At 38.3% G+C, this 25,166-nt stretch carries 19 protein-coding genes; 12 read left to right on the top strand and 7 right to left on the bottom strand.

Going from position 1 to position 25,166, the window contains the following annotated elements:
* Positions 1 to 15 precede the first annotated feature (15 nt).
* Positions 16 to 636: a M17 family peptidase N-terminal domain-containing protein gene (locus tag RMA94_RS18295; protein WP_060464792.1), complete on the top strand. Its 621-nt coding sequence runs from the start codon at positions 16 to 18 to the stop codon at positions 634 to 636.
* A 92-nt stretch (positions 637 to 728) separates the two neighbouring features.
* Here RMA94_RS18295 and RMA94_RS18290 read toward each other — a convergent pair whose 3' ends face one another.
* A complete protein-coding gene (locus RMA94_RS18290; protein ID WP_311083960.1) occupies positions 729 to 1,640 on the bottom strand; it encodes an ornithine cyclodeaminase family protein in 912 nt (303 codons plus the stop codon).
* Positions 1,641 to 1,753: 113 nt separating this feature from the next.
* Positions 1,754 to 2,722, bottom strand: a complete 969-nt coding sequence (locus RMA94_RS18285) for a threo-3-hydroxy-L-aspartate ammonia-lyase (protein ID WP_311083959.1) — start codon at positions 2,720 to 2,722, stop codon at positions 1,754 to 1,756.
* A gap of 255 nt (positions 2,723 to 2,977) precedes the next feature.
* Here RMA94_RS18285 and RMA94_RS18280 point away from each other — a divergent pair, with 255 nt between their 5' ends.
* Both RMA94_RS18280 and RMA94_RS19400 read left to right on the top strand, forming a co-directional pair.
* Positions 2,978 to 3,601, top strand: coding sequence for a PAS domain-containing protein (locus tag RMA94_RS18280; RefSeq protein WP_311083958.1), 624 nt, complete (start codon positions 2,978 to 2,980; stop codon positions 3,599 to 3,601).
* Positions 3,602 to 3,707: 106 nt separating this feature from the next.
* Complete coding sequence (locus tag RMA94_RS19400; RefSeq protein WP_079381081.1) at positions 3,708 to 3,950, top strand: hypothetical protein; 243 nt, start codon at positions 3,708 to 3,710, stop codon at positions 3,948 to 3,950.
* A gap of 37 nt (positions 3,951 to 3,987) precedes the next feature.
* Here the strand turns inward: RMA94_RS19400 and RMA94_RS18270 are convergent, their stop codons facing one another.
* On the bottom strand, positions 3,988 to 4,674 hold the full coding sequence (locus tag RMA94_RS18270; RefSeq protein ID WP_002118840.1) for a pirin-like bicupin family protein: 687 nt from the start codon (positions 4,672 to 4,674) through the stop codon (positions 3,988 to 3,990).
* Positions 4,675 to 4,863: 189 nt separating this feature from the next.
* A complete protein-coding gene (locus tag RMA94_RS18265; RefSeq protein WP_068563311.1) occupies positions 4,864 to 5,724 on the bottom strand; it encodes a siderophore-interacting protein in 861 nt (286 codons plus the stop codon).
* Positions 5,725 to 6,116: 392 nt separating this feature from the next.
* Between RMA94_RS18265 and RMA94_RS18260 the strand changes: the two genes are divergently transcribed.
* The gene (locus RMA94_RS18260) at positions 6,117 to 7,964 is read left to right on the top strand and encodes an AMP-binding protein (RefSeq protein ID WP_311083956.1); all 1,848 of its coding nucleotides are present in this window, start codon (positions 6,117 to 6,119) and stop codon (positions 7,962 to 7,964) included.
* A gap of 70 nt (positions 7,965 to 8,034) precedes the next feature.
* Here RMA94_RS18260 and basB read toward each other — a convergent pair whose 3' ends face one another.
* Positions 8,035 to 10,065 carry an acinetobactin non-ribosomal peptide synthetase subunit BasB gene (basB, locus tag RMA94_RS18255; protein ID WP_311084048.1) on the bottom strand — a complete coding sequence of 677 codons (2,031 nt, stop codon included), beginning with the start codon at positions 10,063 to 10,065 and terminating at the stop codon, positions 8,035 to 8,037.
* 630 nt (positions 10,066 to 10,695) lie between these two features.
* Between basB and bauD the strand changes: the two genes are divergently transcribed.
* The 5 genes from bauD (at position 10,696) to bauA (ending at position 16,715) form a co-directional block, all read left to right on the top strand.
* Positions 10,696 to 11,637, top strand: coding sequence for a ferric acinetobactin ABC transporter permease subunit BauD (gene bauD / locus RMA94_RS18250; RefSeq protein ID WP_032004518.1), 942 nt, complete (start codon positions 10,696 to 10,698; stop codon positions 11,635 to 11,637).
* A complete protein-coding gene (gene bauC / locus RMA94_RS18245) occupies positions 11,637 to 12,584 on the top strand; it encodes a ferric acinetobactin ABC transporter permease subunit BauC (RefSeq protein WP_311083955.1) in 948 nt (315 codons plus the stop codon). Before bauD ends, bauC begins: the two co-directional genes overlap by 1 nt.
* The gene (gene bauE / locus RMA94_RS18240; protein WP_068613454.1) at positions 12,581 to 13,351 is read left to right on the top strand and encodes a ferric acinetobactin ABC transporter ATP-binding protein BauE; all 771 of its coding nucleotides are present in this window, start codon (positions 12,581 to 12,583) and stop codon (positions 13,349 to 13,351) included. The genes bauC and bauE overlap by 4 nt, the downstream gene beginning before the upstream one ends.
* Positions 13,352 to 13,357: 6 nt before the next feature.
* On the top strand, positions 13,358 to 14,326 hold the full coding sequence (gene bauB, locus RMA94_RS18235) for a siderophore-binding periplasmic lipoprotein BauB (protein WP_069119420.1): 969 nt from the start codon (positions 13,358 to 13,360) through the stop codon (positions 14,324 to 14,326).
* A gap of 85 nt (positions 14,327 to 14,411) precedes the next feature.
* Entirely contained in the window at positions 14,412 to 16,715 is a 2,304-nt protein-coding gene (gene bauA, locus RMA94_RS18230; protein ID WP_311083954.1) for a TonB-dependent ferric acinetobactin receptor BauA, read from the top strand.
* Between the two features lie 65 nt (positions 16,716 to 16,780).
* On the opposite strand, the gene basC is transcribed toward bauA, so the two are convergent.
* Both basC and basD read right to left on the bottom strand, forming a co-directional pair.
* Positions 16,781 to 18,091: a putative histamine N-monooxygenase gene (gene basC, locus RMA94_RS18225; RefSeq protein ID WP_044101070.1), complete on the bottom strand. Its 1,311-nt coding sequence runs from the start codon at positions 18,089 to 18,091 to the stop codon at positions 16,781 to 16,783.
* Positions 18,092 to 18,138: 47 nt separating this feature from the next.
* On the bottom strand, positions 18,139 to 21,081 hold the full coding sequence (gene basD / locus RMA94_RS18220; RefSeq protein WP_311083953.1) for an acinetobactin non-ribosomal peptide synthetase subunit BasD: 2,943 nt from the start codon (positions 21,079 to 21,081) through the stop codon (positions 18,139 to 18,141).
* A 160-nt stretch (positions 21,082 to 21,241) separates the two neighbouring features.
* Between basD and basE the strand changes: the two genes are divergently transcribed.
* The 3 genes from basE (at position 21,242) to basG (ending at position 25,026) form a co-directional block, all read left to right on the top strand.
* Entirely contained in the window at positions 21,242 to 22,870 is a 1,629-nt protein-coding gene (gene basE, locus RMA94_RS18215; RefSeq protein ID WP_141314235.1) for a (2,3-dihydroxybenzoyl)adenylate synthase BasE, read from the top strand.
* A gap of 17 nt (positions 22,871 to 22,887) precedes the next feature.
* A complete protein-coding gene (basF, locus tag RMA94_RS18210; RefSeq protein WP_141314237.1) occupies positions 22,888 to 23,757 on the top strand; it encodes an acinetobactin biosynthesis bifunctional isochorismatase/aryl carrier protein BasF in 870 nt (289 codons plus the stop codon).
* A gap of 117 nt (positions 23,758 to 23,874) precedes the next feature.
* Positions 23,875 to 25,026 carry an acinetobactin biosynthesis histidine decarboxylase BasG gene (basG, locus tag RMA94_RS18205; protein WP_141314239.1) on the top strand — a complete coding sequence of 384 codons (1,152 nt, stop codon included), beginning with the start codon at positions 23,875 to 23,877 and terminating at the stop codon, positions 25,024 to 25,026.
* Positions 25,027 to 25,166: the final 140 nt, after the last annotated feature.

The raw sequence follows: 25,166 nt of genomic DNA, 5'->3' as shown, positions 1-25,166 counted from the left end.
GAGAAGAGAAAAAATATGAGTACAGATATAAAGCAAACAAAAATTGGCTATTATCAAAATCTAACTATTGAACTGGTGACTTGGGACTGCACCTCGGCTGAGGTTGAACTTTCCTGTGCTTGTATTTTTGAACATGAAATGAATAACCGTTCTTTTTCGGGCGGTTTAGCACATTTAGATGAAGCACTAAATGGAAGGCTAAATGAAATACGGAAAAATAATTGGTTCAGTGCGAAATTGAACGATGCTCTTTTAATAAATCAAACGCCATCGACCATACAAGCCTCTAAAGTTTTACTGATAGGAATGGGCACTCCAGAAGAGTTTACGTTAGAGAGAGTCGAGACCGCGATAAAAACTGTTGTAAAGACAGCGCATCAACTGGAACTCAAAAGTGTGGCATTTGCCCCTAGTATTTTAGATACAGGTCTGAATCCTCCCTCTGGTTTAAATGAAGTGATGCTGCAAGCTCTCAAAGAGGAATTAGACCGACATCATCAGCTTCATTTGCAAAATTTAGTCAAAAAATCTGAAATTGAAAGATGGGTTTTTGATGCTGGTTTTCAAAATTATGATGAGAAGGCCGAGCAATATATAAAGTCTTTTTCTAAAATTTTTACTCAAGATTCATTCTGATTTTAAAAAGAGAATCTGGTAAAGCACTGTAAAAAATGAATATGCTTTTAATTTAACTGCATCAGCCTAAACGATGCAGTTAAATGTAAAGATTAAGAAATTTCTAAAATTTTCTGAGCGATATATAAATCTTGTATAGATAACCCTGAACTATCATAAATTGTGATTTGTTCCTGAGACCGCCTTCCTTGAGCCTTTGCTAAAAGTACATCACCTATATTTGTTAAAGTTGCAGACTCAGGCGTATGTTGAAATTCACCAATGACTTTGGACTGAGTATTAAGATCACAAAATAAACCACTATGCAGAAATAGCTGTGGTGGAAGCTCTTGTTTACCTTGTTTATCAGACCCCATAGATGAAATGTGTGTGCCAGCTTTGACCCATTCTGCTTTAAAAAGAGGAGCGTGTGAGGAAGTCGCGGTCACAATAATATCGGCTTGTTCACAGGCTTCTTTTGCTTCTGAAACCCCAGTTTTAATCCCTAAGTGATTGAGGTCTTTTGCCATTTTTTTAGCTTTACTTGAGTCTCGTCCAACTATCAAAATTTGTTCGAAATTTCTAATTCTCGCTAAAGCCTCGCATTCATATTTGGCCTGATTTCCTGTACCAAATATAGCCAATACTTTTGAATCATTTCTTGCAAGTACATGGGTTGCAATTGCGTTAGAAGCTGCGGTACGAAATGCATTCACTTTACCTGCTTCAATGGCTGCTGCCATTTTTCCATTGGCCTGATTAAATAATAAAATGAGCGCGTTATGGCGAGGCAAACCGTTTTTAGGGTTATCTTCCCAAAAAGAACCGACTTTAAGACCAGCTAAATGCTGAGTCGCCGATGACTTAACACTAAATGTATTTTTGCTATCGGAAGCTTGACCATGCACTACAGAAAAACTTTTACTGTCAGGTTGGGTTGCAGCAATTAAAGCTTGGTAAATGGCGTCATAAGCCAGTTCGTGATTGATGAGAGCAGAAGATTCAGACTCAGAAATAAATCTCATCACCATCTCCAAAAATTTATTTAAATTAAGACACGAGCAAGTCGAGCGACGAGTAGCATGTAATGCCTATCTATGACGCTTTAACTGAAATCATAGATAGACATCGACTTTTATTAAGCAGATAAAAACTCTACATATTTAGAAATATCGACATTCCCGCCACTAATGATGATGCCTATACGTTTGCCTTTTAACTCATGCTTTAAATTGCGTGCAGCAGCAAATCCGAGACAGCCTGTTGGTTCAACTACCATCTTCATTCTTTCAGCAAAGAACTTCATACAACTAATGAGGTCTTCATCTTCTACTGTCAAAATGTCATCTACATTCTTTTGAATAATAGGGAATGTTAATTTGCCTAAATATTGCGTTTGAGCACCATCGGCAATGGTTTGTGGCGTATCAATATGAACAATTTCTCCTTTTCTAAAAGACATTTGTCCATCATTTCCTAGAGTAGGTTCAACACCATATATTTTACAGTTAGGAGAGAGATGGCGAGCAGAAAGGGCTGAACCTGCTAATAAACCACCGCCACCTAAACATACAAACAAGTAATCTAATTCACCAACTTCTTCAAATAACTCTTTTGCTGCTGTTCCTTGACCCGCAATTACATGCGGATGGTCATAAGATGGAATGAGTGTCAGGCCATTTTTTTCAGCGATTTCTTTTCCAATTTTTTCCCGATCTTCTCTATAGCGGTCAAATTCAACAATATCGGCGCCGTACTCTCGCGTTGCTGCCATCTTCGCAGCAGGAGCATCTTGAGGCATAACGATTATGGCTGGAATACCAAGAGTTTTTGCTGACAGTGCAATTGCTTGTGCATGATTTCCCGAAGAGAAAGCAACCACACCAGCTTTTTTTTGAGTGTCATTAAATTGCAAAAGTGCATTCATTGCGCCACGAAATTTGAAAGCGCCAACACGCTGAAAATTCTCACATTTAAAAAATACTTCTGCTTCAAACTCATTGTTAACAGTACGTGAAGTTAAAACAGGAGTCTTATTTACAAAACCTTTTATACGTTCAGCAGCGGCCGCTACATCTTCATAAGTGGGAAGGGTTAAATTTTTCATAATTAAACCTAATTCTATTCAATGTTTTTAGATGCAAGATTTCCTATTGCGCAAGGAACACTCAGTATATTGACCTTGTTTAGATAAAATATATATTTTTAGATAAAATGTCTAATATTATTTTCTAATTTGATAACAAGGAGATATAAGATTTTGATTTACATTAAGTTTAAAATTAGATAAAAAGTCTAAATTGCTGTTTACATCCTTTACTCTAGGTTTGAAATAGTAATTAAGTCATTAGGAGGAAATACATTGGGCAATCGTGATAAACATTTACTCACTCAACTAGATACCATCGCGAAGGGGCTAAGTGAAACACTATTTCCTTTTTGTGAAGTTGTTGTCCATGACTTAACAAATCCTGAGCATGCCATACTCTCTATACACAATAATTTATCAGGCCGAAAAATTGGAGATCCAGCGACGGAATTAGGACTGGCTAGAATTATGTCTCCAGAATTTCCTAATCTTATTTCAAACTATGCAAACCAGTTTGCTGATGGTCGCCCTGCAAAAAGTACTTCTATTGGTATTAAAGATGAAGAAGGCGAGTATGTGGCCGCTTTATGTATGAATATTGATTTAACTCTATTTAGAGGAATGCAAAGCGCTTTAGATCAGTTTACTAAAATTGAAACTAATAATATTATTGAAAATTTGGAACCGAATGGTACAGAAGCAATTCGAAGATATATCGATCAATTTGCATCAAAACATGCCACTACACCACGCATGTTAAAACTCAAGGAGCGAAAACAATTAATCCATGAGTTAAAGAATAATGGCTTATTAGACATTAAAAAGGCTGTGGAGACGGTTGCACAACATTTAGGTATATCCAGAGCAAGTGCCTATTTGTATGTAAAGGAAACTTAAAAGTTTTATCTTATTCATTAAAAAACAACTTGTTTATTAAACATGACTCATATAATAAATGGGAACACAACAAGCATCTCTATAGCTTGATCTAGGAGGTCGTTATTTGAAGTTATTTATTATTATATTCATAGTAATTTTTTCTAGTATTGGACTCATTTGTTTAATCGCGCTACTCAGAAATTTAAAAAATTATTCACCATCTGGTGAGCATGATCATTCATCTGCTTCAACACATCATTTTCACGATAATAGTCCGAGTCATCATCATAGCTCTAGTTACTCAAATGACTGTTCATCATCTTCAGATTCAGGCGGATGTGATGGCGGCGGTGGCGGGGGAGATTAAAAAAAGCCCTTTTATGCAAAGGGCTTTTTTTTATGATTTAAGGTAAATCGAACCAGATAAATTGACTGTCTTCAATTGCGTGAATTGTCGCTTTATCTTCAAAAACTAAAGCATCACCTGCTTTAACTTCTTGATCGCCAATGCGAACTACACCTGAAATTACGTGCACATAGTTCACTTTTTTAACCGTATCAACCGTTAACTCATGTCCTTTTTCCAATACGGCAGATTTTACTTCTGCATTTTGGCGAATATGCATTGGTGCATTTGCATCAGGGCCTGCAATTAAATGCCATTTGTTTGGATCTTTACGCGGGTCAAGATTAATTTGCTGGTAATTTGGCTCTGCATCTCTTTCATCAGGAATAATCCAGATTTGTAGTAAATGTACAGGCGTATCAGTGTTGTTGATTTCACTATGGGCCACACCTGTGCCAGCACTCATGAGTTGCCATTCACCCGCTTTAATCTGGCCTTCATTTCCCATCGTGTCGCGATGTGAAATTGCACCATCTAGCACACAAGTTAAGATTTCCATGTTGTCATGGGAGTGAGTACCAAAACCATTATGTGCATCAATCTGGTCGTCATTAATTACACGTAGAGCGCTTACACCCATATATTTAGGGTCGTACCAACTACCAAATGAAAAGCTATGATAAGACTCTAACCAGCCTGCTTTTACATGACCTCGGTCTTCACTACGATGTAGATAAGCATTCATGATCTAATCTCCCAAATTTTTATTTATCTCTTGAGAAATATAGTAATGTTCTATGTGGGGCTAAAAAATAGGTTAACTGCAACATGTCGTTGCATAATTGATATGGTCGTATAGTTTTATATTTATAGATATATGTTGACTTATAAAAAAACCTGCACAAGGCAGGCTTTATTCAAATGATTACTGATCTTAGTTCGCTAAATCAAGGTCATCATATTCGTTCAACGTCTTACCTTGCTGAATATGTTTTTGATAATGTTGAGCACGGAGTATGTCTAGTTCTGAACTTGATACGCCATCTCTCCAATATCCAGCAATACGCACGTCATTTTTATTAAACTGTTTGTCTTCTAGAAAAAACTGGCGTAAAGCTCTGGCTTCTTTGCGTTCGCAAGCTGCCCAAATTGTAATATTGTCATAAGTTTTTAGTGCAAATGCTGCTTTTAAAAGAAGACCTTTTTGTGGCGTGTGATGTTCTTTATAGAACGAATGAATTTTGACATGGTCATGATGGGGTAATTGGCTAGCAATATCTTTTTCAAAACTTTCAATAAAAATATCCGCACTTACGCCATTTTCCCATTCATTCAGTATCGAATATAACGCGGGTACAGCTGTATCGTCGGCAAACATGACCACATGTTTTTTATGTATGAAATTGGGAATGAAATGAGGGCGGGGGCCAATAAGCCCGATTTTTGTACCCACTTGAGCCGAATTAAGCCATTCCATTGCTGGGCTTAAATCTTCATGTTTAACAAAATCAATTTCGATTTGAGCGTTTACAGGATTGAACGAACGGACCGTATAGACGCGTGAGATGGGTTGTCCCTCTGGCGGATTGCTCACAATTAACCGAATTGCCAAATTAGGAGCTTGCCAAAGCTCTGGCTGTAATGTGTTGATTTTTCCTTGAATTCTTACAATGGACGGATACGGCGTATGGATCGAGACGATAGTCATCTCAAGCTGTTCCATATCTTGTAAATGGTCTTTTTCTTTTAGTAAGTCGCCATATTCTTGTTTCGATTTTTCTGCAATTTTTGTCATACATATAACCCAAGCTTCATGATTACTATAGAGCGTAATAATTGATATAGATGTAGTCTCTCTATTCATTACGATAACCAAGTTGGCTCTAGATGTAAATAATAATCATTATTAATTGTGGTTTTTAGATCTAAATATAGACCTCTAAACGATTAGACCTAAGGTTAAAAATTATCTTATTGTTTTGATATTTATCATTTTTCATAAATGGCTTTTAAAGGGGGAAAATTGATATTCCTCACAATATTAATTGTAAATGATTATCATTTGTATTATTGTGCTGGGATATCTATTATTCGAACAAACAGCGATAAAGACGACATTTTTATAACTTTGTTTTGAATATTAGGTTGGGTGGTATTGCATAAAGAATAGGGTGAGGACCAAGATAAATGCTAAAAGATTTGAGTCAAAATTTAGGGCAAATGAATGATAAAAATAACAACGTAGAAAATTTCTTAAAGCGAATTTATGAAAATATTTTTGATCAAAATTCCAATCGAACAGCACTCATTTTTGAAGACCGTAGCATTAGTTATGCTGAGGTAGGGACTCAGGTCGCCAAAGTCATGTATGTGCTAAAAAAGCAAAACTTGGCGACAGGGTCCGTTGTTGCAATTTGCCTTAGAAAAAGTCCTGAGCATATTTATACCGCTTTGGCATGTGCGCTTACTGGCATCATTTGGCTACCTGTAGATATGGATTCACCGCCGTCGAGACTGAACTATTTATTGACGAATAGTCGGGCAGATGTTGTGGTGAGTGACTCATCCATTGCAGGTGTGCAAACACTAAATATTAATGAAATTTTATCGGCTACAACTGAGTACAAACCGAGCTTTAATGCCGAAATTAACCGACTTCCGGCATATTATTTATATACTTCGGGAAGTACAGGAACTCCGAAATGTGTGGTCTTAAATAATCAAGCCACAGAAAACACGCTACAACAGACGATCTCGGAATGGCGAATTACTGCTGACGATGTAATTATGGCGGTAACACCGTTTCATCATGATATGTCGGTATTTGATGTATTTGCTGCAATGGCAGTGGGCGCAACTTTGGTGGTGCCATCTTTTGAGCAAAGTAAAAATGCTGTTGTCTGGGCCAATTTAGTAGATCGCTACAAGGTTACGCTTTGGAGCAGTGTGCCTGCCATTGTCGATATGCTGTTCAGTGTAGCTCAAAAAGAACAACTACAGTCTTTGCGTTTAATTGCCCAAGGCGGCGACTATATTAAACCTTCACTCATCTCGAAGTTAAGAGAACAATTGCCTAACACTCGTTTATTTTCATTAGGTGGACCTACCGAAACCACAATTTGGAGTATATGGCATGAAATAAATGAGCAAGATCAGGAAATTATTCCGTATGGAAAAGCTTTAGAAAATAACCGTTATTATATTTTGGATGAAAATCTGAAGCCTTGCCAAATGGGCGAGGTCGGTACGATGTATATGTCGGGCCTGAATTTATCTAATGGTTATTTACTTGATGGGGAAATTTATTATAAAGATTTCGTGGATATTCAAGTGAGCGGAAATGAAACTCAAACTGCTTTTCGCATGAGTGATCAAGGATATTTTAGGGAAGATGGAAATATTATTTTTGCTGGACGTGAGGAAGGTTATTTAAAGATAAAAGGCGTGAGAATCTCTGCGGCCGAGGTTGAAAATGCTTTAACGAAGAACCCGTATATTCATAATTGTGTGGTGGTAAGTTGTGTACATCCAACGACTGAAACTCAAGAGCTAGTCGCCGTTTATACTCTAGAAAATAAATACAAAACTACTCGCTTAAATAGCCCTGAATTAAAGAACTTTTTAAAAGTGCATTTGCCAAGTTCTCATATTCCTTCGAAATATTTGGCCGTCGAAACCATACCTTTGACCCGAAATGGAAAAATTGATCGTAAAGCTGTGCAAGAAATCGCTCAGGGGAAAATTTATGTATCTTCTACGTTGTCTTCAAACTCCTCTAAAACACAGTCATCAGTCGCTGAGGTGGGGGATTCGGTTTTATCGGTTTTCCGCGAATGCATAGCTCACAGCCAAGCTGAAAGAATGGATATTTTTTATAGAAGTGAAATATTAGCGATAGGAATTCGTCCGAAACAACTTATGAGTATTGCTCATAAACTCTCTCAGAAGCTTAATACAGAAATTGATTTTTATACACTCATTAGCTGCAAAACAATTCAGGATGTGGTGAATAAAGTAGAGCAGCAAATAAAATAGAAAAATTGAAATGTGCTTAAAAGCAGAGTCGAGATGTTTGCTTTTAAGCACATGGCGGGTTTTAGGGCAACTAGATTTGAGCTAAGGTTGCCTTAATTTTTTCACAGATACTTTGCACTGTTGCTGTCGGGAAGCGGTGGGCTTGATACGTAATGATCATGCTTAACTGATGTTGTCCATCAATCACATTTTCCATAATTTCAAAATGTAATCCGAACATCGATTCATCACGTTCTGGCAAGATCTGACGATAAGGAAGATCTTGTCCCTGAGGTGTTTTGAGCGCGCCGTTTAAAGCGTTATTTGAATGGATATGAATAAACACATCAAATAACAGTCCTTCATCGGCGCTCATTCCTAATGCATTTTGAATATGGTTGATTGGAATATCTGCATAGGCCATCGAGGTATTAATCATTGTGCTGATATTGTGGAGCAATGATTGGAATGAATCTGCAAGGCTAAATTGTGTGCGATGTGCAACCATGGTCGTAAAGTAACCCACCGTATCAAAAAATTCAGGATCAGTTCGTCCAGAAGCAGAAGTACCAATCACAATATCTTTTAAATTACCTTGTTGCTGTAATGCATTGGCGATTGCAGTATAGAGAACCGCAAAAATAGAAGAGCCGTGTTGTCTCGAAAATGCGAGGAGCTTGTCATGCATTTCCGGTGCAAATTTAAGTTCGAGCCATTGGACTGGAGGTTTTTCCTTTTCAGCATTTAATTCATGTTCCGAAACAGGGAGGCTTAGACCTTTAGTTGCTCCTGTTAGCAGGTTAGTCCAATAATTTAGATGGTCTTGATTGATACCTTGCTTTTGCTGGAGTAAAGAAAAATCAAGAATAGATTGGGCAGGTGCCTTCCAGTTTGGTGCTTGAGCATTTGAACGAGCAAGATAAGCATGCGCAAGGTCAGCCATAATGGTATTTAAAGACCATTCATCAATCACCATGTGGTGAACTAAGAACGATAGAGTTTGGCGGCCTTTAGCATTTCGAATTAAACGAATTCTTAAGGGAAGTTCACGGGTTAAATCAAATTTATATGAAGCTTCACTGGCAAGCGTTGCATCTTTACTTTCGGCACTGTTCCAAAACCATTTGAAGTGTTTAAGTTCAGATGTAGGAACAACCTGCTGATAGGTTTGACCATTGGCGCTATTAAAAATTGTGCGTAAACCTGCATGGCGCTCAACAATATCTGTAAAGGCTTGCAAGAAAATATCTTCATTAATTTCTTCAAGGAATTCTACGGCAAATGGCAAGTTATAAATTGGGCTAAAATCGAACGCAGAATAAGCTTGCCACAGGAAATCTTGAGCTAAAGTTAGTGGGGCTTTATCGACACTTTGTAAGGTGGATTTTTCGTTTTTTGCAGATTTAACGAAAGCATATTGGGCTAAATCAGCAGCAGATGGGGATTTAAAGAAATCATTAAATTGAATCTCAATTCCATGTTTATTGAGTAGGTTTCCAATAATTCGTGTTGCTAAGAGTGAATGGCCGCCAAAATCAAAAAAGTCATCATGTTGGCTCATTTCTGGTTCAGCGAGCGTATTTCGGAACTCTTCTAAAATAATTTCTGAAACATAGGTTTGGTTAGGTTGTTGTGGCGCTTTTGCGAAACTTGTATCTAGATGATGTGAGATATCAATTTCATTCAGTACCAATGGCATATTATTGGGTGAATATTGTTGATATCGATTTTGTATAGCCTGAATGAAATCTGACTTTTGATAGCTTTCATCAAGAATCGGGTGGAGCGCTAAAATAAGAAAATAGTCTTGTTCAGTTTCTACGAGACTTGTAAAAAAAGGGGGATGAAATTCTGCATTCCATGATTGCGCTTTTAAGGTAGCTACCTGCTCAAATACTTGTTCTGTATTGCTCTTTTTTAATTCTAGGCAAGCTGAATGATCATCAAATGGATATTTGTATAAATCGCCTTCGTCACTAAATGTATAGCGGACATTTAAGTCAGGCGTAGTTTTAATAATGTCTTGAATTGCTTTAATCAGCAGTTGAATGTCTAAACCTTGATTAACTTTCCACAGATGAAAACGTCGATTAACTTGTTCAGGCTGCTGTAATTGCAACATCCAGATATGTTCTTCGTAATCAGTAACCGAAAGGAGAGAGGGCGATTTGGAAAATTGTTCCAACATAAATGAATCCTGGTTTATCAAATGGCTATTTTCATCAATTTTTATTTCGCAAATTTTTTACATTAGATTAAATTTCATATAATTCATAATGTTATAGATTTGCTTGTTTGCAAAAATTGACCTTTTTCTAATGAGTTGATGTCCACGTGAACTGTACTGATGTAACAGTAGGGTTACATTTTACCTTTAAACATACTATAATTGATTCTCATTTACATCAAGATTATTATTTGCAAGAAGATGATGCCAATTGAGAATGACGAATTTTTAAAATAGAAAATAAATAATAAGTGATTGATTAATATTTATTTAATTCGAAATTGGTTCGGCAAAAATAATTTAAAGATGAAAAAACGATCCTCAGAATAGGACTGTAATTTTGCCTATTCAAAAGGAACTGATTCTGTTGTCTCGATAAAATTGAGGAATTTTCATGAGAATATTCAATCATGAAAGGTTAATAAGCCCATCAAATGTTGAACAAATTTTCCCTTGCTTTGGTTTGATGGGACTAAATTTGCAATTTGCATTGGCTTTATTACGCTCAAGTGGGGCACGCCACTGATGCGATTCGGCTTATTTTTTATTTTTATCCTTTTATGTATTTGCTCGTTATTGCTCGGGGCTGAGCCAATACAGTGGTCTAACTTATTTTCTTTTTCTCATGAGAGTTGGCTCACTCTTACAGCCAGCCGTATCCCTCGTTTAATTACCATTGTGCTCACCGGTATCGGGTTGGCGGTATGTGGTGTCATCTTGCAGCATATTGTGCGTAACAAGTTTGTTGAACCGGAAACGTCGGGCGGTTTAGATGCTGCCAAACTAGGAATTTTAGTGTCGTTAACTTTAGTTCCGGTAACCAGTACGCTGAGTAAAATGATATTTGCGATCATTTTTTGCTTTATTGCCAGCTTAATTTATATCGCAATTATCCGTCGGATCCGTTTTAGAAATACGGTTTTAGTACCGGTTATTGGCTTGATGTACGGCAGTGTACTGAGTGCCTTAGCTGAGTTTTATGCATATCGCTTTAATATTTTACAAAGTATGCAAGGGTGGCTTTTAGGAGATTTTTCAAAAATTGTCCAAGGTCACTATGAAGTTATTTACATTATTTTTCCGATTGTTGTCCTGACTTATCTTTTCGCACATCGCTTTACCGTGATTGGTATGGGTGAAGAGATGGCTTCTAGCTTGGGACTTAGTTATGCAGCTATAGCCGCGATTGGTTTAATACTGGTTGCCATTACAGTTTCAACCACAGTAATTACAGTTGGTGCTATTCCTTTTGTCGGGCTCGTAGTTCCCAATTTGGTCGCACTGAAATACGGAGAAAACTTAGCTAAAACCTTGCCCATTGTGGCTTTAGGTGGGGCGTCTCTATTACTGATTTGCGACATTCTTGGTCGCTCGATTATTTATCCATTTGAAGTGCCAATTGGACTTACCGCAGGTGGTGTGGGGGGAATTATTTTCCTCATCCTCATTTTGAGGGAGTTCAGATAATGCGTATTTCAAAGCTATGGATGATTTATCTGATTGTCATCTGCCTAGCAATAAGTTTTTTATTTTTAAACTCAGGACTAGATTTTGATTACGTCATTCCTAACCGACTTCTGCGTCTGGCCACGATTGTGATAGCCGGTATTTGCGTTGCTTTTTCCTCGATTGTTTTTCAGACACTGGTCGGTAATCGTATTTTGACCCCTTCCATTATGGGCTATGAAGCGATTTATCTCTTATGGCAAGTTTTGTTGTTGTTTTTTTGGGGAACACATGGATTAAGCCAGTTAGGGGTAAACGGCAATTTCTTTATCTCTATCGTTTTAATGCTGCTTTATTCGTGGGTAATCCATAAGTGGTTATTGCCATATGGCAGAAATGATGTGTTTCTCCTGTTGCTTTTAGGGCTAGTCCTTACGATGGTCGTCGGGACGGTTACTCAATTTATTCAACTCAAAATTAATCCTGGTGAATTTTCTGTTTTCCAAGGCCTTAGCTATGCTTCGTTTAATCGTTCTCAACCAGAAACTTTATTTTATGCCAGCTTAGCTGTAGTCATTGTTCTATTCCTTGGTAGAAAAGCACTCCCTGTTTTGGATGTTCTGGTTTTAGGACGTGAGCAAGCCATTTCATTAGGCATTCATCATCACCGTTATGTCAGTTTCTATTTAGCCCTGATCGCTATTTTGGTTGCGGTATCTACCAGCCTGATTGGCCCGACAGTATTTATGGGCGTATTCATTGCCAACATTACTTATGCACTAGCAAGAAGTTATAAGCATAAATTAACGCTGCCCATGGGCTGTGCCATCACGATTGCCATATTTATTGCTGCTCAAATTTTAGTTGAGCACGTTTTTAATTACAAAACGACCGTCAGCATTTTGGTCAATCTCGTATGTGGCATTTATTTCCTTGCGCTGACGGTTCGTACCCGAGGTGTTGCATGATTCATGTCAAGAATATCAATAAGTCATATGGAAATAAGCCAATACTGACTGACGTAAATGTTGAATTTCCTACAGGTCAGGTGACGTCACTCATTGGTCCAAATGGAGCCGGAAAATCGACTTTACTCATGATGATGGCACGTTTAATTGAGCCGGATAAAGGCGAGATTTTTCTTAATCATCAAAATATTGCGGATATTAAAACCGCTGTTTACGCCAAGCATGTCGCGACTTTACGTCAAGCACCCGGCTTTAATTTGCGTTTAACCGTAGAAGAGCTGGTTTCATTTGGACGCTTTCCCTATAGCCGTGGTGTTTTAACCGAGCAAGATCGTCAGGTGGTTGATGAGGCGATTGAGTTTCTTTCTTTAGAACCCCTGCGCAAATCTTACATAGATGAAATTAGTGGTGGTCAAAGGCAAATGGCCTTTTTGGCGATGACGATCGCACAGCAAACAGACGTACTTTTATTAGATGAACCCTTAAATAACCTTGATATGAAACATGCCGTTCAAATTATGCGCGCACTCAGGCGCTTATGTGATGAACAAGGGCGCACTGTGATTTTAGTCATTCATGACATCAATTTTGCCACGAATTATTCGGACCATATTGTCGCGCTGAAGAACGGCAAGCTTCATTTCAGTGGGTTAACCGAACAAGTGATTACAGAGACGCAATTAAATGATCTGTACGAGCTTGATTTTGAAATTACATACAGTGAGCGTGGCTGTATGTGTAATTACTTCAACTCATCTGGAGCTTGAATACATATGAACTGGAAGAAAAAGTATGGGGGAGTAGCCCTCATCATAGCGGCAGCTGTCACTCTACAAGCATGTGATCAAAAAGTTGCAGATACCACTCAAGCTTCTCAGAAGCTAGCAGAACCGATTACGGTAAAACATGCGCTTGGAACTACGGTGATAGATCATCTACCGCAACGCGTTGCCGTACTTGATATGAATGAAGCTGACTTTTTAGATCAACTCAATGTCCCGATTATGGGAATGCCAAAAGATTATGTTCCACACTTTTTGGAAAAATATAAAAAAGATACACAAATTCAGGATTTGGGTGCAATTGTACAACCCAATATGGAACGGATATATGCATTAAAACCAGACTTGATTTTGATGACGCCATTACACGTTAATCAGTATCAGGAACTGTCAAAAATTGCTCCGACCATTCACTACGATATCAACTTCAACAATAGCGAGAGTAATCATATTGGTCTGGTTAAAGACCATATGATGACCTTAGGAAAAATATTTAATAAAGAAGATTTAGCCCGCCAGAAAGTTTCTGAACTTGATGAACAGGTGAAGCAAGTACAAGCCGTAACGGCCAATCGCCCAGAAAGAGCGTTAGTCGTTCTTCATAACAATGGGGCATTTAGTAATTTTGGTATTCAGTCACGCTATGGCTTTATTTTTAATGCTTTTGGAGTAAAGCCTGCAAGTGGTGTGATGGATACAAGTCTACATGGACAACCAATTTCGAGTGAATTCATCAAAAAAGCGGACCCAGATATTCTCTATATCGTGGACCGAACTGCTGTGATGGAACATCGCTCAAAAATTAATGCCGCCAGTGTTGAAAATCCATTATTACGTCAAACCAAAGCGTGGAAAAACGGTCGTGTCATTTTTGTCGATGCCGATGCGTGGTACACCACGGCTGCAAGCCCAACCTCACTCAAAATAGTGATGGAAGATGTGAAAAAAGGCTATCAATAAATTTTTGGGCACATCACTTAGTCAAGTTTTACAGTATAAATTTTCACTATTTTGCTATGAATTTTAAGCAGATAGTTAATAAAAAATGAATCACAACATTAAAGGTCTTTCAATGAACAACGTTAGCGATAACCGTAATTTTAAAAGTGGGAATGATCAAAGAATTAATCACCGTTCTTTTGTATTAAATGGTGTAGCATCTGCTCAAATGGCCCTTCGATTAGGCTATGCATTAGGTACTGTATTTTTACTAGGTGCATCAAATACCTATGCTGCTGTTATTGATAATTCAACAAAAACTTTAGAACAACAACAAACTGCTCAAACAAATGTAGCAGCTTTACCAGCAATTACCGTAAAAGCTGAACAAGACGATACTTATGCAGGTGGACAAGTTGCAACATCGAGCAATGTTGGATTTCTCGGTAGTAAAAAATTTCTAGATACGCCATTTAATACGATTAGTTATACCGATAAATATATCGAAGATAAACAGGCAAAAGATATTACAGAAGTGATTGCAGCAACTGATCCATCGATATATACCAACGGTGCAAGTGGTGGTTGGAGTGAAAACTATTATATTCGTGGATATGCTTCGAGCATGAATGATATGTCAATGAACGGACTTTTCGGTATCACACCGTTTTATCGAACTTCTCCGGAAATGTTTAGCCGCGTTGAGGTGTTGAAAGGTCCTTCCGCTTTGTTAAATGGGATGCCGCCAGCAGGATCGGTGGGTGGAACGGTAAATCTAGTGACCAAATATGCGGCTGATGAACCGTTTGCACGATTGACCACAACTTATATGTCGGATGCTCAGTTTGGTGGACATGTCGATGTTGGAAGAAGATTTGGTGAAAATAAAGAATTCGGCGTTCGTATCAATGGGATGTATCGAGATGGTGATGCAGCAGTTAATGATCAATCGAAAGAAAGTCGTTTATTTTCGCTTGGTTTAGATTGGCAAGGTGAAAGAGCACGTGTTTTTGTTGATGCTTACGATGCCTTAGATCATGTTGATGGTGTGACACGTGGTGTTAACGTCTCTACAGCAGTTGGAATTCCGAAACCGCCAAAAGCGGATACCTTACTTAGTCCGGATTGGGGCTCTGTTGAAACCAAAGATAAAGGTGCCATGATTCGTGGCGAATATGATTTTTCTGATCAGTTGATGGCATATGCGGCTTATGGACAAAGTACAACTGAATATAAATACAATGGGGCAAGTGCAGGGACGATTACAAGTAGCACTGGAACACTGAGCTCAACACTTGGTCAACTTGCTTTTGAGGTCGATAAAAAATCAGCAGATGTAGGTTTTAAAGGCAAGTTTGAGACGGGGCCTGTGAAACATCAATGGGTCGCCAATGCAACCTACTATAATCATGCACAAGATGATTATGGTTATAGAATTATCCCAGGTTTTAGTAAGCCTGTTATTACGAATATTTATGATCCAAATCCAAATTGGGGGCCTAAACCGGAGTTTACACCGCCGTTTCTATTTCATTCGACACTCTCTACCTCTAGCTTTGGTTTAGCCGATACATTGTCGTTTGCTCAAGATAAAGTACAGTTGACTTTAGGACTTCGTCATCAGAATGTAAAAGCAACAAGTTCTGTTAATACATTACCTGAAAATGCTAAATCAGCAACCACGCCTGGTGTCGCCTTACTGATTAAAGCGAATGATAAAATTTCTGTTTATGCAAACTATATTGAAGGTTTGACAAAGGGTGATCAGGCGCCTGCAACTGCATCAAATGCGGGGACAATATTTCCTCCTCAAAAAACTAAACAACAGGAACTTGGTTTGAAGGTTGATTTGGGGACATTTGCGCATACATTGAGTGCATTTGAAATTACCAAACCAAGTAGTTATTTAGATGCTTCACAGCTTGTGGATAACTTACCTACCTTTGTTTCGGATGGAGAACAACGAAATCGTGGTATTGAATGGTCATTCTTTGGTTCACCGATTGAACATGTGCGTTTAATGGGTGGCTTTACCTATCTTGATCCTGAACTTACTAAGACTAACGGTGGAGGAAACGATGGTCATACAGCAGTTGCTGTGCCAAAAAATCAGGCTAAGTTTGGAGCAGAGTGGGATACACAAGTAGCACAAGGGACTTTAACCTTATCAGGAAATATCAATGCAGTTTCCAAGCAATATATTAATGCAGAAAATACCTTGTCCGTACCTGGGCGTACGCTCTTAGATGTTGGCGCACGCTATAGCACGAAAGTCGAGAACCACCCAGTTACTTTCCGTGCCAATATCTATAACTTAACCAACAAAGCATATTGGGCACAGCCACAATTGACGAATTTGGCTTTAGGTGCACCAAGAACGTATATGCTATCTGTATCATATGACTTTTAATTTGTTGTAATCTTCAACCGAATAAAAAAACCCGCAATCGCGGGTTTTTTTATAATATTCATATTTTATTTTGGCAAACCATAGTGCTGGAAAGAAGACTGTTTAGGAATTCGATAAGCATTACGCCCCAGTAATTGATTAATAATCACTGAGTTTCGGGTTGCCCCGATCCCTAAGTCTGGAGAACCTACACCTTGCTGAAAAATCTCGGCATTTTGAATGAAAATTCGACCTTGTCCCTGATCACAACGTAAAGCGGTAAAGTCTTCTTGAACAATACAATCATTTTTATCATCAACCGCTAAAATAGAACCTTTCATATTTTGGAACCATTCAGGCCAATCATGAACATAGCCTGTAGCTGCGACAAGGGCATCAGTTTCTAATTCGCAACGTTGATCGAGTTGGGTGTGCAAACAGGTTAAACGCAGAGAACCCGATTCAAGTTGCTCAACCGATTCAACTTCACAGCTTGTGTATAGACTTAAACCAGATTTCTCACCAGCCACTGAACGCTCATAAAGCACATCATATATATCGCCAATGGTTGAGAAGCTAATTCCTTTATAGATCAGGCCCTGACTAGCAGCAATGTCACGACGTTTATCTCTAGGCAGGCTTTGGAAATATTGCATATATGCAGGGGTAAAACATTCTTGCCCAAGTTTAGAATATTCCATTGGGTGAAAGCCGGCAGAACGTGTGATCCAACGAATAGATGCGCCTGCTTTTACTTGTTCTGGTGTAAGTGAATTAAATAAAGCAAGCACACATTCTGCTGCACTCTGGCCTGAGCCAATAACCGTGACTTGTTTACATTGCTTGAGTTGTTCCTGAATTTTTGCAAACTCCGCAGAATGTTTTACTAAAGGGTGTTTGCATGTTTCAAGCCAGGTAGGAATTCGAGGTTTTGTTCCAATGCCAATCGCCAGATTTTGGCTTATATATTTTTGTTTTTCGCCTGAGGCTGATTCACTTTCTATAATAAATTTATCGAGCTTGGCATCATATTCCACATGACTTACGTTTTCTCCAAATCGACAATCTGGTAATTGTTTTGAAGCCCAACGGCAATAATGGTCGTATTCACGGCGTGGAATTAAAAAACTGTCGTAATAATAAAACTGATGTAAGCGATCATGTTGATGTAAATAATTAATATAGCCTAAGGGATGGCAAGGATTAGCCATAGTAACCAAGTCGGCAAAGAAAGGAACTTGTAATGTCGTGCCTTGCAATAGCAACCCTTCATGCCATCGAAATTCTGGTTTACGTTCTAAAAATACGCTTTTGATTTCGGGATGATGAGACAAAAGAGCAGCTAAACCTAAGTTGAATGGCCCAATACCAATTCCGGTAATATCTATTTTTTTCATGTTTATACTTTATCTGTTTCCAAAATGATGAAAGTTAAAAATACGAATTAATGTGGTGTTAGTAGTTTCTCTACATCAGCAATATTGCGACATTGAATAAGTTGAACAGGTGAGAGCTGAATCGCGTATGTTTCATTAATACGTTTTGAAACGACCTTTAAATGATGTGGACGCAGCCCGAGATGAGTAAAATGAGTTGAGCTGTCCACTTGCTTATTTGGTGTGTGGCCTATCACTTCTAAATAAATATCGAGTAGTTGATTTTGCTGTTTAGCATTATTTTCAAGTGGTATAGATGAGTGGTCAGACTCATTATTCTTAAAATATAGTCGTTTATTTTGAAGCTCACTGAAAAAATTACTGAGATCAAAACTGAATATTTCTGAACCAATAATTTGCTTGATTGCCAGTTGTAGCGCATCCAAGAAATCGTCAATTATGTGGGATGGAAATGCTTCTTGGGCATAATCAATATCGAAAATCAAAGCGCCGTCATTTCTTGTGCTAAAGCGAATATCAATTGCAACTTGAGGCGTCTGAGTAAGGCCATCTAGTTGCTGAATAGAATGAGATTCAGATAGTACAGGCCATGACAAACCATTTGTAATTACAATCGGTAATACAGGAGCAGTGCCAACTTTTTCAAATAATAGTCGAGCGAGATCAACGCCTGAAAAGGAAAGATGCTGTAAACCCTCTAAAACTTCAGTTTGCAAACGGTTTGCTTGTTCAGCAAATTGATCTGCAGTTTTCCACTCAACAACAATAAACGTAGAGCTATTGGAAAATGGTCCGGCATAGAGGGGAAGTGTAGGAACAGCAACGCATAGAGATTTGTCCGTGTTCCAATGAGATAGCACTTCCAAAATAATCGCCATGATGACTGAGTTTTTAAACAATGAATGTTTTGCACCAATTTTAGACAACTGTTTAAATCGATCTTTTTCTATAATTAGACTGTTACGTTGGTAACGTGAAGTTGGTAAATTCTGTAAGGGTGTTTTCCACGGAAGCGCTGGAATGTTAGATAATTTAGAAAATTTTCTTTCCCAGTAAGCCATATCTGTCTGATGAACAGACAAGCTATTTTCAGCTTCATTTTCTTCTATTTGCGTTTGGATATCATGTTGTTGTCCATCGAATAGCTCTAACATAAGTGAAGCTATAGATCGGCCATCTAAAATCAATGCATCAAAGCGGACAAAAATCGTTAGTAGATTATTTTTTAATAAAAATACGGTGATATTCCAAGGCGACTGATTTAAATCAAATAGCTCATGCGTATAACTATTTTTATAGGACTCGATGTAGTGAGAAGCACGTTCAGGTTCCCATGTAGTTAGGTCTATTTCTTTTAAATTGACCCTCACTTGATCGCTTACATATTGTGCTAACCTATTTTTATCAATATAAGTTCGTAAGCTGTCATGCCGCCGTACCATTTCTGTCAATCGTTGTTTTAATAAAACAATATCCATTTTTCCCTGATACTGCCTAAACTCTTGCATGGCAACACCACCTAAAGGAAGGGCTTGAGTTCGGCCTAATAGGTAGGCTTGTTGTAATGCATTTAATGGTTTTTGAGACGTACGATCTGATGGAGTATTTTTTGCTGAGTTTATAATTTGTGTATTAAGTTGCTCAGAGTGTGCTGCAAGATTTTTAAGTAAATGAATGAAAGATTCAAATAAATTCGTGATCCATTCTTTGGGTAGGGCATCTAAACGGATGTCCCAATTAACTAAAATACCGTCATCTACATGAGCAACTTGTGCATCAAGTGCAACTTGTGGCCCTTGTGAAATGACCCAATTCATTGAGCCAAAAACACGGCGGACACGTTCGGAAAGTAAATTATCATTTTCTAAGTCGAGTGCTGCTGTAAATACCACGGGAGCAATCTGTGCACTACCATGATAACGAGACAGATCACGTAGAACGTTAACACCCGAATAATGTGAATGCTCTAATAACTCAAGCATTTGATTTGCTATTTTTTTGCAGAATGCGGCTAAGGTAGTCGTCTCATTCATATCGACATCAAGGATGACGAAATTAGCAAAATCACCAATAGAGCCTTCGACATTTTTTAAAACCGGCTCACGCCAAAAAGTAGGAATATTCAATCGGAAGCTGTGATCTTTGGTTGCATGACCAAGCGTATATGCAAATAAACCTAATATCAGGTTAGTCACAGTAATCTGTTGTTCTCTAGCAAGTTGTTGTAATGCTTTTCGTTCTTTTGGCGATAACCAAGTACTTAAACGATCACTTTTTGCTGTTTTGAACTCTTGATGAATGAAAGGTAGAGAAGGAACAGGGCTAATATAAGGCAGACGTTGTTTCCACCATAAGCGGTCTCGTTGGTTTAATTTTTTTAGGTCAGGGGCTGTCCGTATTTTTTGATACCAGTCAAAAAAATTAGGCGGACGGGAGAATGATATTTCTGGGTCTTCATAAAACAAAGAAAGATCTTCCATCAAGTTCAAAAAACTGGACGGATCTATAGCAATCATGTCCGTATCTACATGAAAACGAAAAATATTATTTTTAAGAACACTTACAGAAAATCTTGCAGTCTGGCCCTGACTTAAATCAAGTTTTTGATGGGTCCATTGCTCGCGTTTTTGCATGAGCATTTGCTCAATTTGATGATCACTAAGCTTTGAAAAATCATCGACTTCTAATATCTGTTGAGTCTTCTCAGCCATGATGTTTGCGATGCCATCGGCGCTCAAACTTAACCTCAAAATAGGGTGTTCTTTATAAAGTCGTTGAAGTGCTAAATGTAATTTTTGTAGATCAATAAATTGACCGTCAAATTCTGCATAGAGGTGGGCAGCAACCCCACCTAAAGTTGCGTTGCCAGAGCGACCAAACCAGCAGGCCGCTTGCATCGAAGTTAATTCACACATTGAACGATAACTCGGTTGACAAATTAATCTTGTTTCAGCATCATACAAACAAATGAAAATGATTACCAGTTGCATTTGTTAATCATTTCCAATTTGCTGCGAATATATAGCTTGTCCGTCTTAAGAATTTTCTTTTGTCGGTATTCAAATTAAATATTTATGCCGATATGTAAGAAAATTTACAAAGAATCAATAGCTTGATAACCATTAAATTAAATTGAATATTTAGAATGTCATGAAAAAACAGTTGATTGAGTTTGTTCGCTGGTCTCCAGAGAGAGCGCAACACTATCGAAATAAAGGTTATTGGATTGACCAACCTTTGACGCGCATTTTAACGGTAGGGGTTCAATCGCATCCGCATTCGCCGGCAATTATTTGTGGTGAACGTCAGTTGAGTTATATCGAGCTGGACCAGCTATCAACAAATTTAGCTTCTCGACTAGCTGAAAAAGGCTTGGGCAAGGGTGATACAGCTTTAGTACAGCTTCCCAATGTTGCAGAGTTTTATATTGTCTTTTTTGCCTTGCTTAAGGCAGGCGTGGTTGTGCTCAATGCGCTATATAGTCATCGTCAATATGAACTAAATGCCTTTATTAAACAGATTCAACCTAAGCTTTTAATTGGTTCGCGTCAGCATGAAGTCTTTAACAATAATCAATTTATTGACTCACTTCATGAAGTAAATTTAAGTCCTGAAATTATTTTGATGCTCAATCATCAAGCTACTGATTTCGGATTATTAGACTGGATTGAAACACCAGCAGAGACCTTTGTCGATTTTTCATCTACACCTGCTGATGAAGTTGCTTTCTTTCAGTTGTCAGGTGGAAGTACGGGAACACCAAAACTTATTCCACGAACGCATAATGACTACGACTATAGTGTGCGGGCCAGTGCCGAGATTTGCGGTTTAAACTCAAATACCCGGTTATTGTGTGCTCTGCCAGCTCCGCATAATTTTATGTTGAGTTCACCCGGTGCATTAGGTGTTCTACATGCAGGTGGATGTGTTGTGATGGCACCAAATCCTGAACCGCTCAATTGTTTTTCTATTATTCAAAGACATCAAGTCAATATGGCCTCTTTAGTGCCGAGTGCTGTCATTATGTGGCTAGAAAAAGCCGCGCAATATAAAGATCAAATTCAATCTTTAAAGTTGCTTCAAGTGGGAGGAGCAAGTTTTCCTGAATCTTTAGCCCGTCAAGTTCCTGAAGTCCTCAATTGTAAATTACAACAAGTATTTGGAATGGCCGAAGGCTTGGTCAATTACACCAGACTAGATGACTCCGATGAGCAAATCTTTACGACCCAAGGGCGTCCTATCAGTTCTGATGATGAAATCAAAATTGTAGATGAGCAGTATAGGGAAGTCCCGGAAGGTGAAATAGGAATGCTTGCGACTCGGGGGCCTTATACCTTCTGTGGTTATTACCAAAGCCCTGAACATAATTCACAGGTCTTTGATGAGGACAACTATTACTATTCGGGCGATCTCGTGCAGCGTACTTCGGATGGTAATTTACGTGTAGTAGGAAGAATTAAAGACCAGATTAACCGTGGTGGTGAAAAGATTGCTTCGGAAGAAATAGAAAAACTTATTCTTTTGCATCCAGAAGTTATGCACGCAGCTTTGGTCGCAATTGTTGATGAACAATTCGGTGAAAAAAGTTGTGCCTTTATTGTTTCTCGGAATCCTGAACTTAAAGCTGTTGTGCTCAGACGCCATCTCATGGAGTTGGGTATTGCACAATACAAACTTCCAGACCAGATCAAATTAATCGAAAGTTTGCCACTAACCGCAGTCGGTAAGGTGGACAAAAAGCAACTTCGCAGCATTTTAAATATATCTACAACATCTTAATAAATATTGAGCAGCATATGGCTATTGCAAAAATTTCTACTTATCTCATGCCCAAACGAGAGAGTTATCCAAATAATAAAACAGAATGGCAATTAGATCCTTCTCGAGCAGTTTTATTAATTCATGATATGCAGCGTTACTTTTTAAATTTTTACGATGCTGAAAGTGAATTAATTAAGACGGTTGTTAATCATTTAGTTCAACTAAGAACTTGGGCACATCAGAACAATGTTCCTGTTGTCTATACAGCACAGCCTTATGAACAGCCAGCGGCAGATCGTGCATTACTGAATGCCATGTGGGGACCGGGTTTGCCAGCCTCAACAATCGATCAGCAAAAAATTATTGATCAACTTTCTCCTGCTGAACATGACATTGTCTTAACGAAATGGCGTTATAGCGCGTTTAAACGTTCGGATTTGCTTGAAAGAATGCAAAACTGGAATCGTGATCAGCTCATTATTGGCGGTGTCTATGCCCATATCGGTTGTATGGTTACGGCAATTGAAGCCTTTATGAGTGACATACAACCCTTTTTGGTTGGCGATGCAGTTGCCGATTTTTCAGAAGAAGAACACCGCTTAGCTTTGAAATATGTATCTTCACGTTGTGGTCAAGTCACTGATACCGAATCTGTAGTGGGGCAGGTGGCAATAGGCATTACACGACCTTGGCTAGAGCAAAAGGTCCAGCAACTGATTGAAGAAGATGAATTAGATCCTGAAGAAAATCTGATTCTTTATGGATTGGACTCATTACGAATTATGCAGTTTTCTTCGGAACTCAAAGCACAAGGAATCAATATTAGTTTTGAAGAATTAGGACGCACACCCACTTTATCAAATTGGTGGTCATTGGTTGATGCACGGCAAAGGATTGCAGGGTAGAGGGTTGCCATCATAGGGCATACGACAAATCCTGGTCGCTAAATTTATACATAAAATTTATATCTTTGATAGCGACTCCTTAGACGACTTGTAATCGTCATATTAACGGAGCAAAAAATGATTTTATCGCCTGCTGATCAAGAGAAAATAGAGACATTCTGGAATTACTGTTTAAAACATCAATACTTCAATATTGGGTATCCTGAATCTGCAGATTTTGATTATTCCGCTTTATTTCGTTTTTTCAAATTCTCTATTAATAATTGTGGTGATTGGAAAGACTATAGTAATTACGCATTGAATTCTTTTGATTTTGAAAAAGATGTGATGGCGTATTTTGCTGAAATTTTTCAAATTCCCTTTGAAGAAAGCTGGGGATACGTAACCAATGGTGGCACAGAAGGTAATATGTTTGGCTGCTATCTGGCGCGTGAGCTATTTCTAGATTCCACATTATATTACTCAAAAGATACGCATTATTCGGTGGGAAAAATCGCCAAATTATTGCAGATGAAATCTTGTGTGATCGAATCATTGGATAATGGTGAAATCGACTATGATGATTTAATCCATAAAATAAAAACCAATAAAGAAAGTCACCCCATTATTTTTGCAAATATTGGTACGACCATGACTGGCGCAATTGATGATATTGAAATGATTCAAGAGCGCTTAGCGCAAATCGGAATCATGCGCCGAGATTATTATATTCATGCCGACGCTGCCTTAAGTGGCATGATTTTACCTTTTGTTGATCATCCTCAAGCGTTTTCCTTTGCTCATGGCATCGACTCGATCTGTGTGTCTGGTCATAAAATGATTGGTTCACCGATTCCGTGTGGCATTGTTGTGGCCAAGCGACAAAATGTAGAACGTATATCGGTAGATGTGGACTATATCTCTACACGGGATCAAACCATTAGCGGTTCTCGTAATGGTCATACCGTCTTGCTGATGTGGGCAGCAATACGTAGCCAAACCAATTTACAAAGACAACAGAGAATTCAACATTGTCTAAAAATGGCCCAGTACGCGGTTGATCGCTTTCAAGCAGTGGGCATTCCTGCTTGGCGGAATCCGAATTCAATCACTGTGGTATTTCCGTGTCCTTCAGAGCACATCTGGAAAAAGCATTATCTGGCAACCTCTGGAAATATGGCTCATTTAATTACTACGGCACATCACCGAGATACACGTCAGATTGATAGCTTAATTGACGACGTTATTTTTGATTTACAAGGTGCCTCTAAACGTACAGTTGGTTTTTAGTCATATCAACCAGAATGATTTAGACAAATCCATATTAATTTTTACAGTCTAGAAAATGATCTAAAAATATTTTGATAGGGTGGTTAGGAAGTTTTTGATGCAATTAAAGTTTTTAAAAAAATACTTTTTATATGATTTCC

It is taken from the genome of Acinetobacter sp. V115_6 (genome assembly GCF_031799025.1).
Lineage (GTDB): Bacteria > Pseudomonadota > Gammaproteobacteria > Pseudomonadales > Moraxellaceae > Acinetobacter > Acinetobacter pittii.
Note: the sequence above shows the minus strand (reverse complement) of the source record. Positions and strands in the feature narration are given on the sequence as shown.

Excerpts from the sequence above, each read along its gene's own strand:
- RMA94_RS18295 (WP_060464792.1), top strand. The coding sequence starts at position 16 with ATGAGTACAGATATAAAGCAAACAAAAATTGGCTATTATCAAAATCTA.
- RMA94_RS18290 (WP_311083960.1), bottom strand. The coding sequence starts at position 1,640 with ATGAGATTTATTTCTGAGTCTGAATCTTCTGCTCTCATCAATCACGAA.
- RMA94_RS18285 (WP_311083959.1), bottom strand. The coding sequence starts at position 2,722 with ATGAAAAATTTAACCCTTCCCACTTATGAAGATGTAGCGGCCGCTGCT.
- RMA94_RS18270 (WP_002118840.1), bottom strand. The coding sequence starts at position 4,674 with ATGAATGCTTATCTACATCGTAGTGAAGACCGAGGTCATGTAAAAGCA.
- RMA94_RS18265 (WP_068563311.1), bottom strand. The coding sequence starts at position 5,724 with ATGACAAAAATTGCAGAAAAATCGAAACAAGAATATGGCGACTTACTA.
- RMA94_RS18260 (WP_311083956.1), top strand. The coding sequence starts at position 6,117 with ATGCTAAAAGATTTGAGTCAAAATTTAGGGCAAATGAATGATAAAAAT.
- basB (WP_311084048.1), bottom strand. The coding sequence starts at position 10,065 with ATGTTGCAATTACAGCAGCCTGAACAAGTTAATCGACGTTTTCATCTG.
- bauD (WP_032004518.1), top strand. The coding sequence starts at position 10,696 with ATGCGATTCGGCTTATTTTTTATTTTTATCCTTTTATGTATTTGCTCG.
- bauC (WP_311083955.1), top strand. The coding sequence starts at position 11,637 with ATGCGTATTTCAAAGCTATGGATGATTTATCTGATTGTCATCTGCCTA.
- bauE (WP_068613454.1), top strand. The coding sequence starts at position 12,581 with ATGATTCATGTCAAGAATATCAATAAGTCATATGGAAATAAGCCAATA.
- bauB (WP_069119420.1), top strand. The coding sequence starts at position 13,358 with ATGAACTGGAAGAAAAAGTATGGGGGAGTAGCCCTCATCATAGCGGCA.
- bauA (WP_311083954.1), top strand. The coding sequence starts at position 14,412 with ATGAATCACAACATTAAAGGTCTTTCAATGAACAACGTTAGCGATAAC.
- basC (WP_044101070.1), bottom strand. The coding sequence starts at position 18,091 with ATGAAAAAAATAGATATTACCGGAATTGGTATTGGGCCATTCAACTTA.
- basD (WP_311083953.1), bottom strand. The coding sequence starts at position 21,081 with ATGCAACTGGTAATCATTTTCATTTGTTTGTATGATGCTGAAACAAGA.
- basE (WP_141314235.1), top strand. The coding sequence starts at position 21,242 with ATGAAAAAACAGTTGATTGAGTTTGTTCGCTGGTCTCCAGAGAGAGCG.
- basF (WP_141314237.1), top strand. The coding sequence starts at position 22,888 with ATGGCTATTGCAAAAATTTCTACTTATCTCATGCCCAAACGAGAGAGT.
- basG (WP_141314239.1), top strand. The coding sequence starts at position 23,875 with ATGATTTTATCGCCTGCTGATCAAGAGAAAATAGAGACATTCTGGAAT.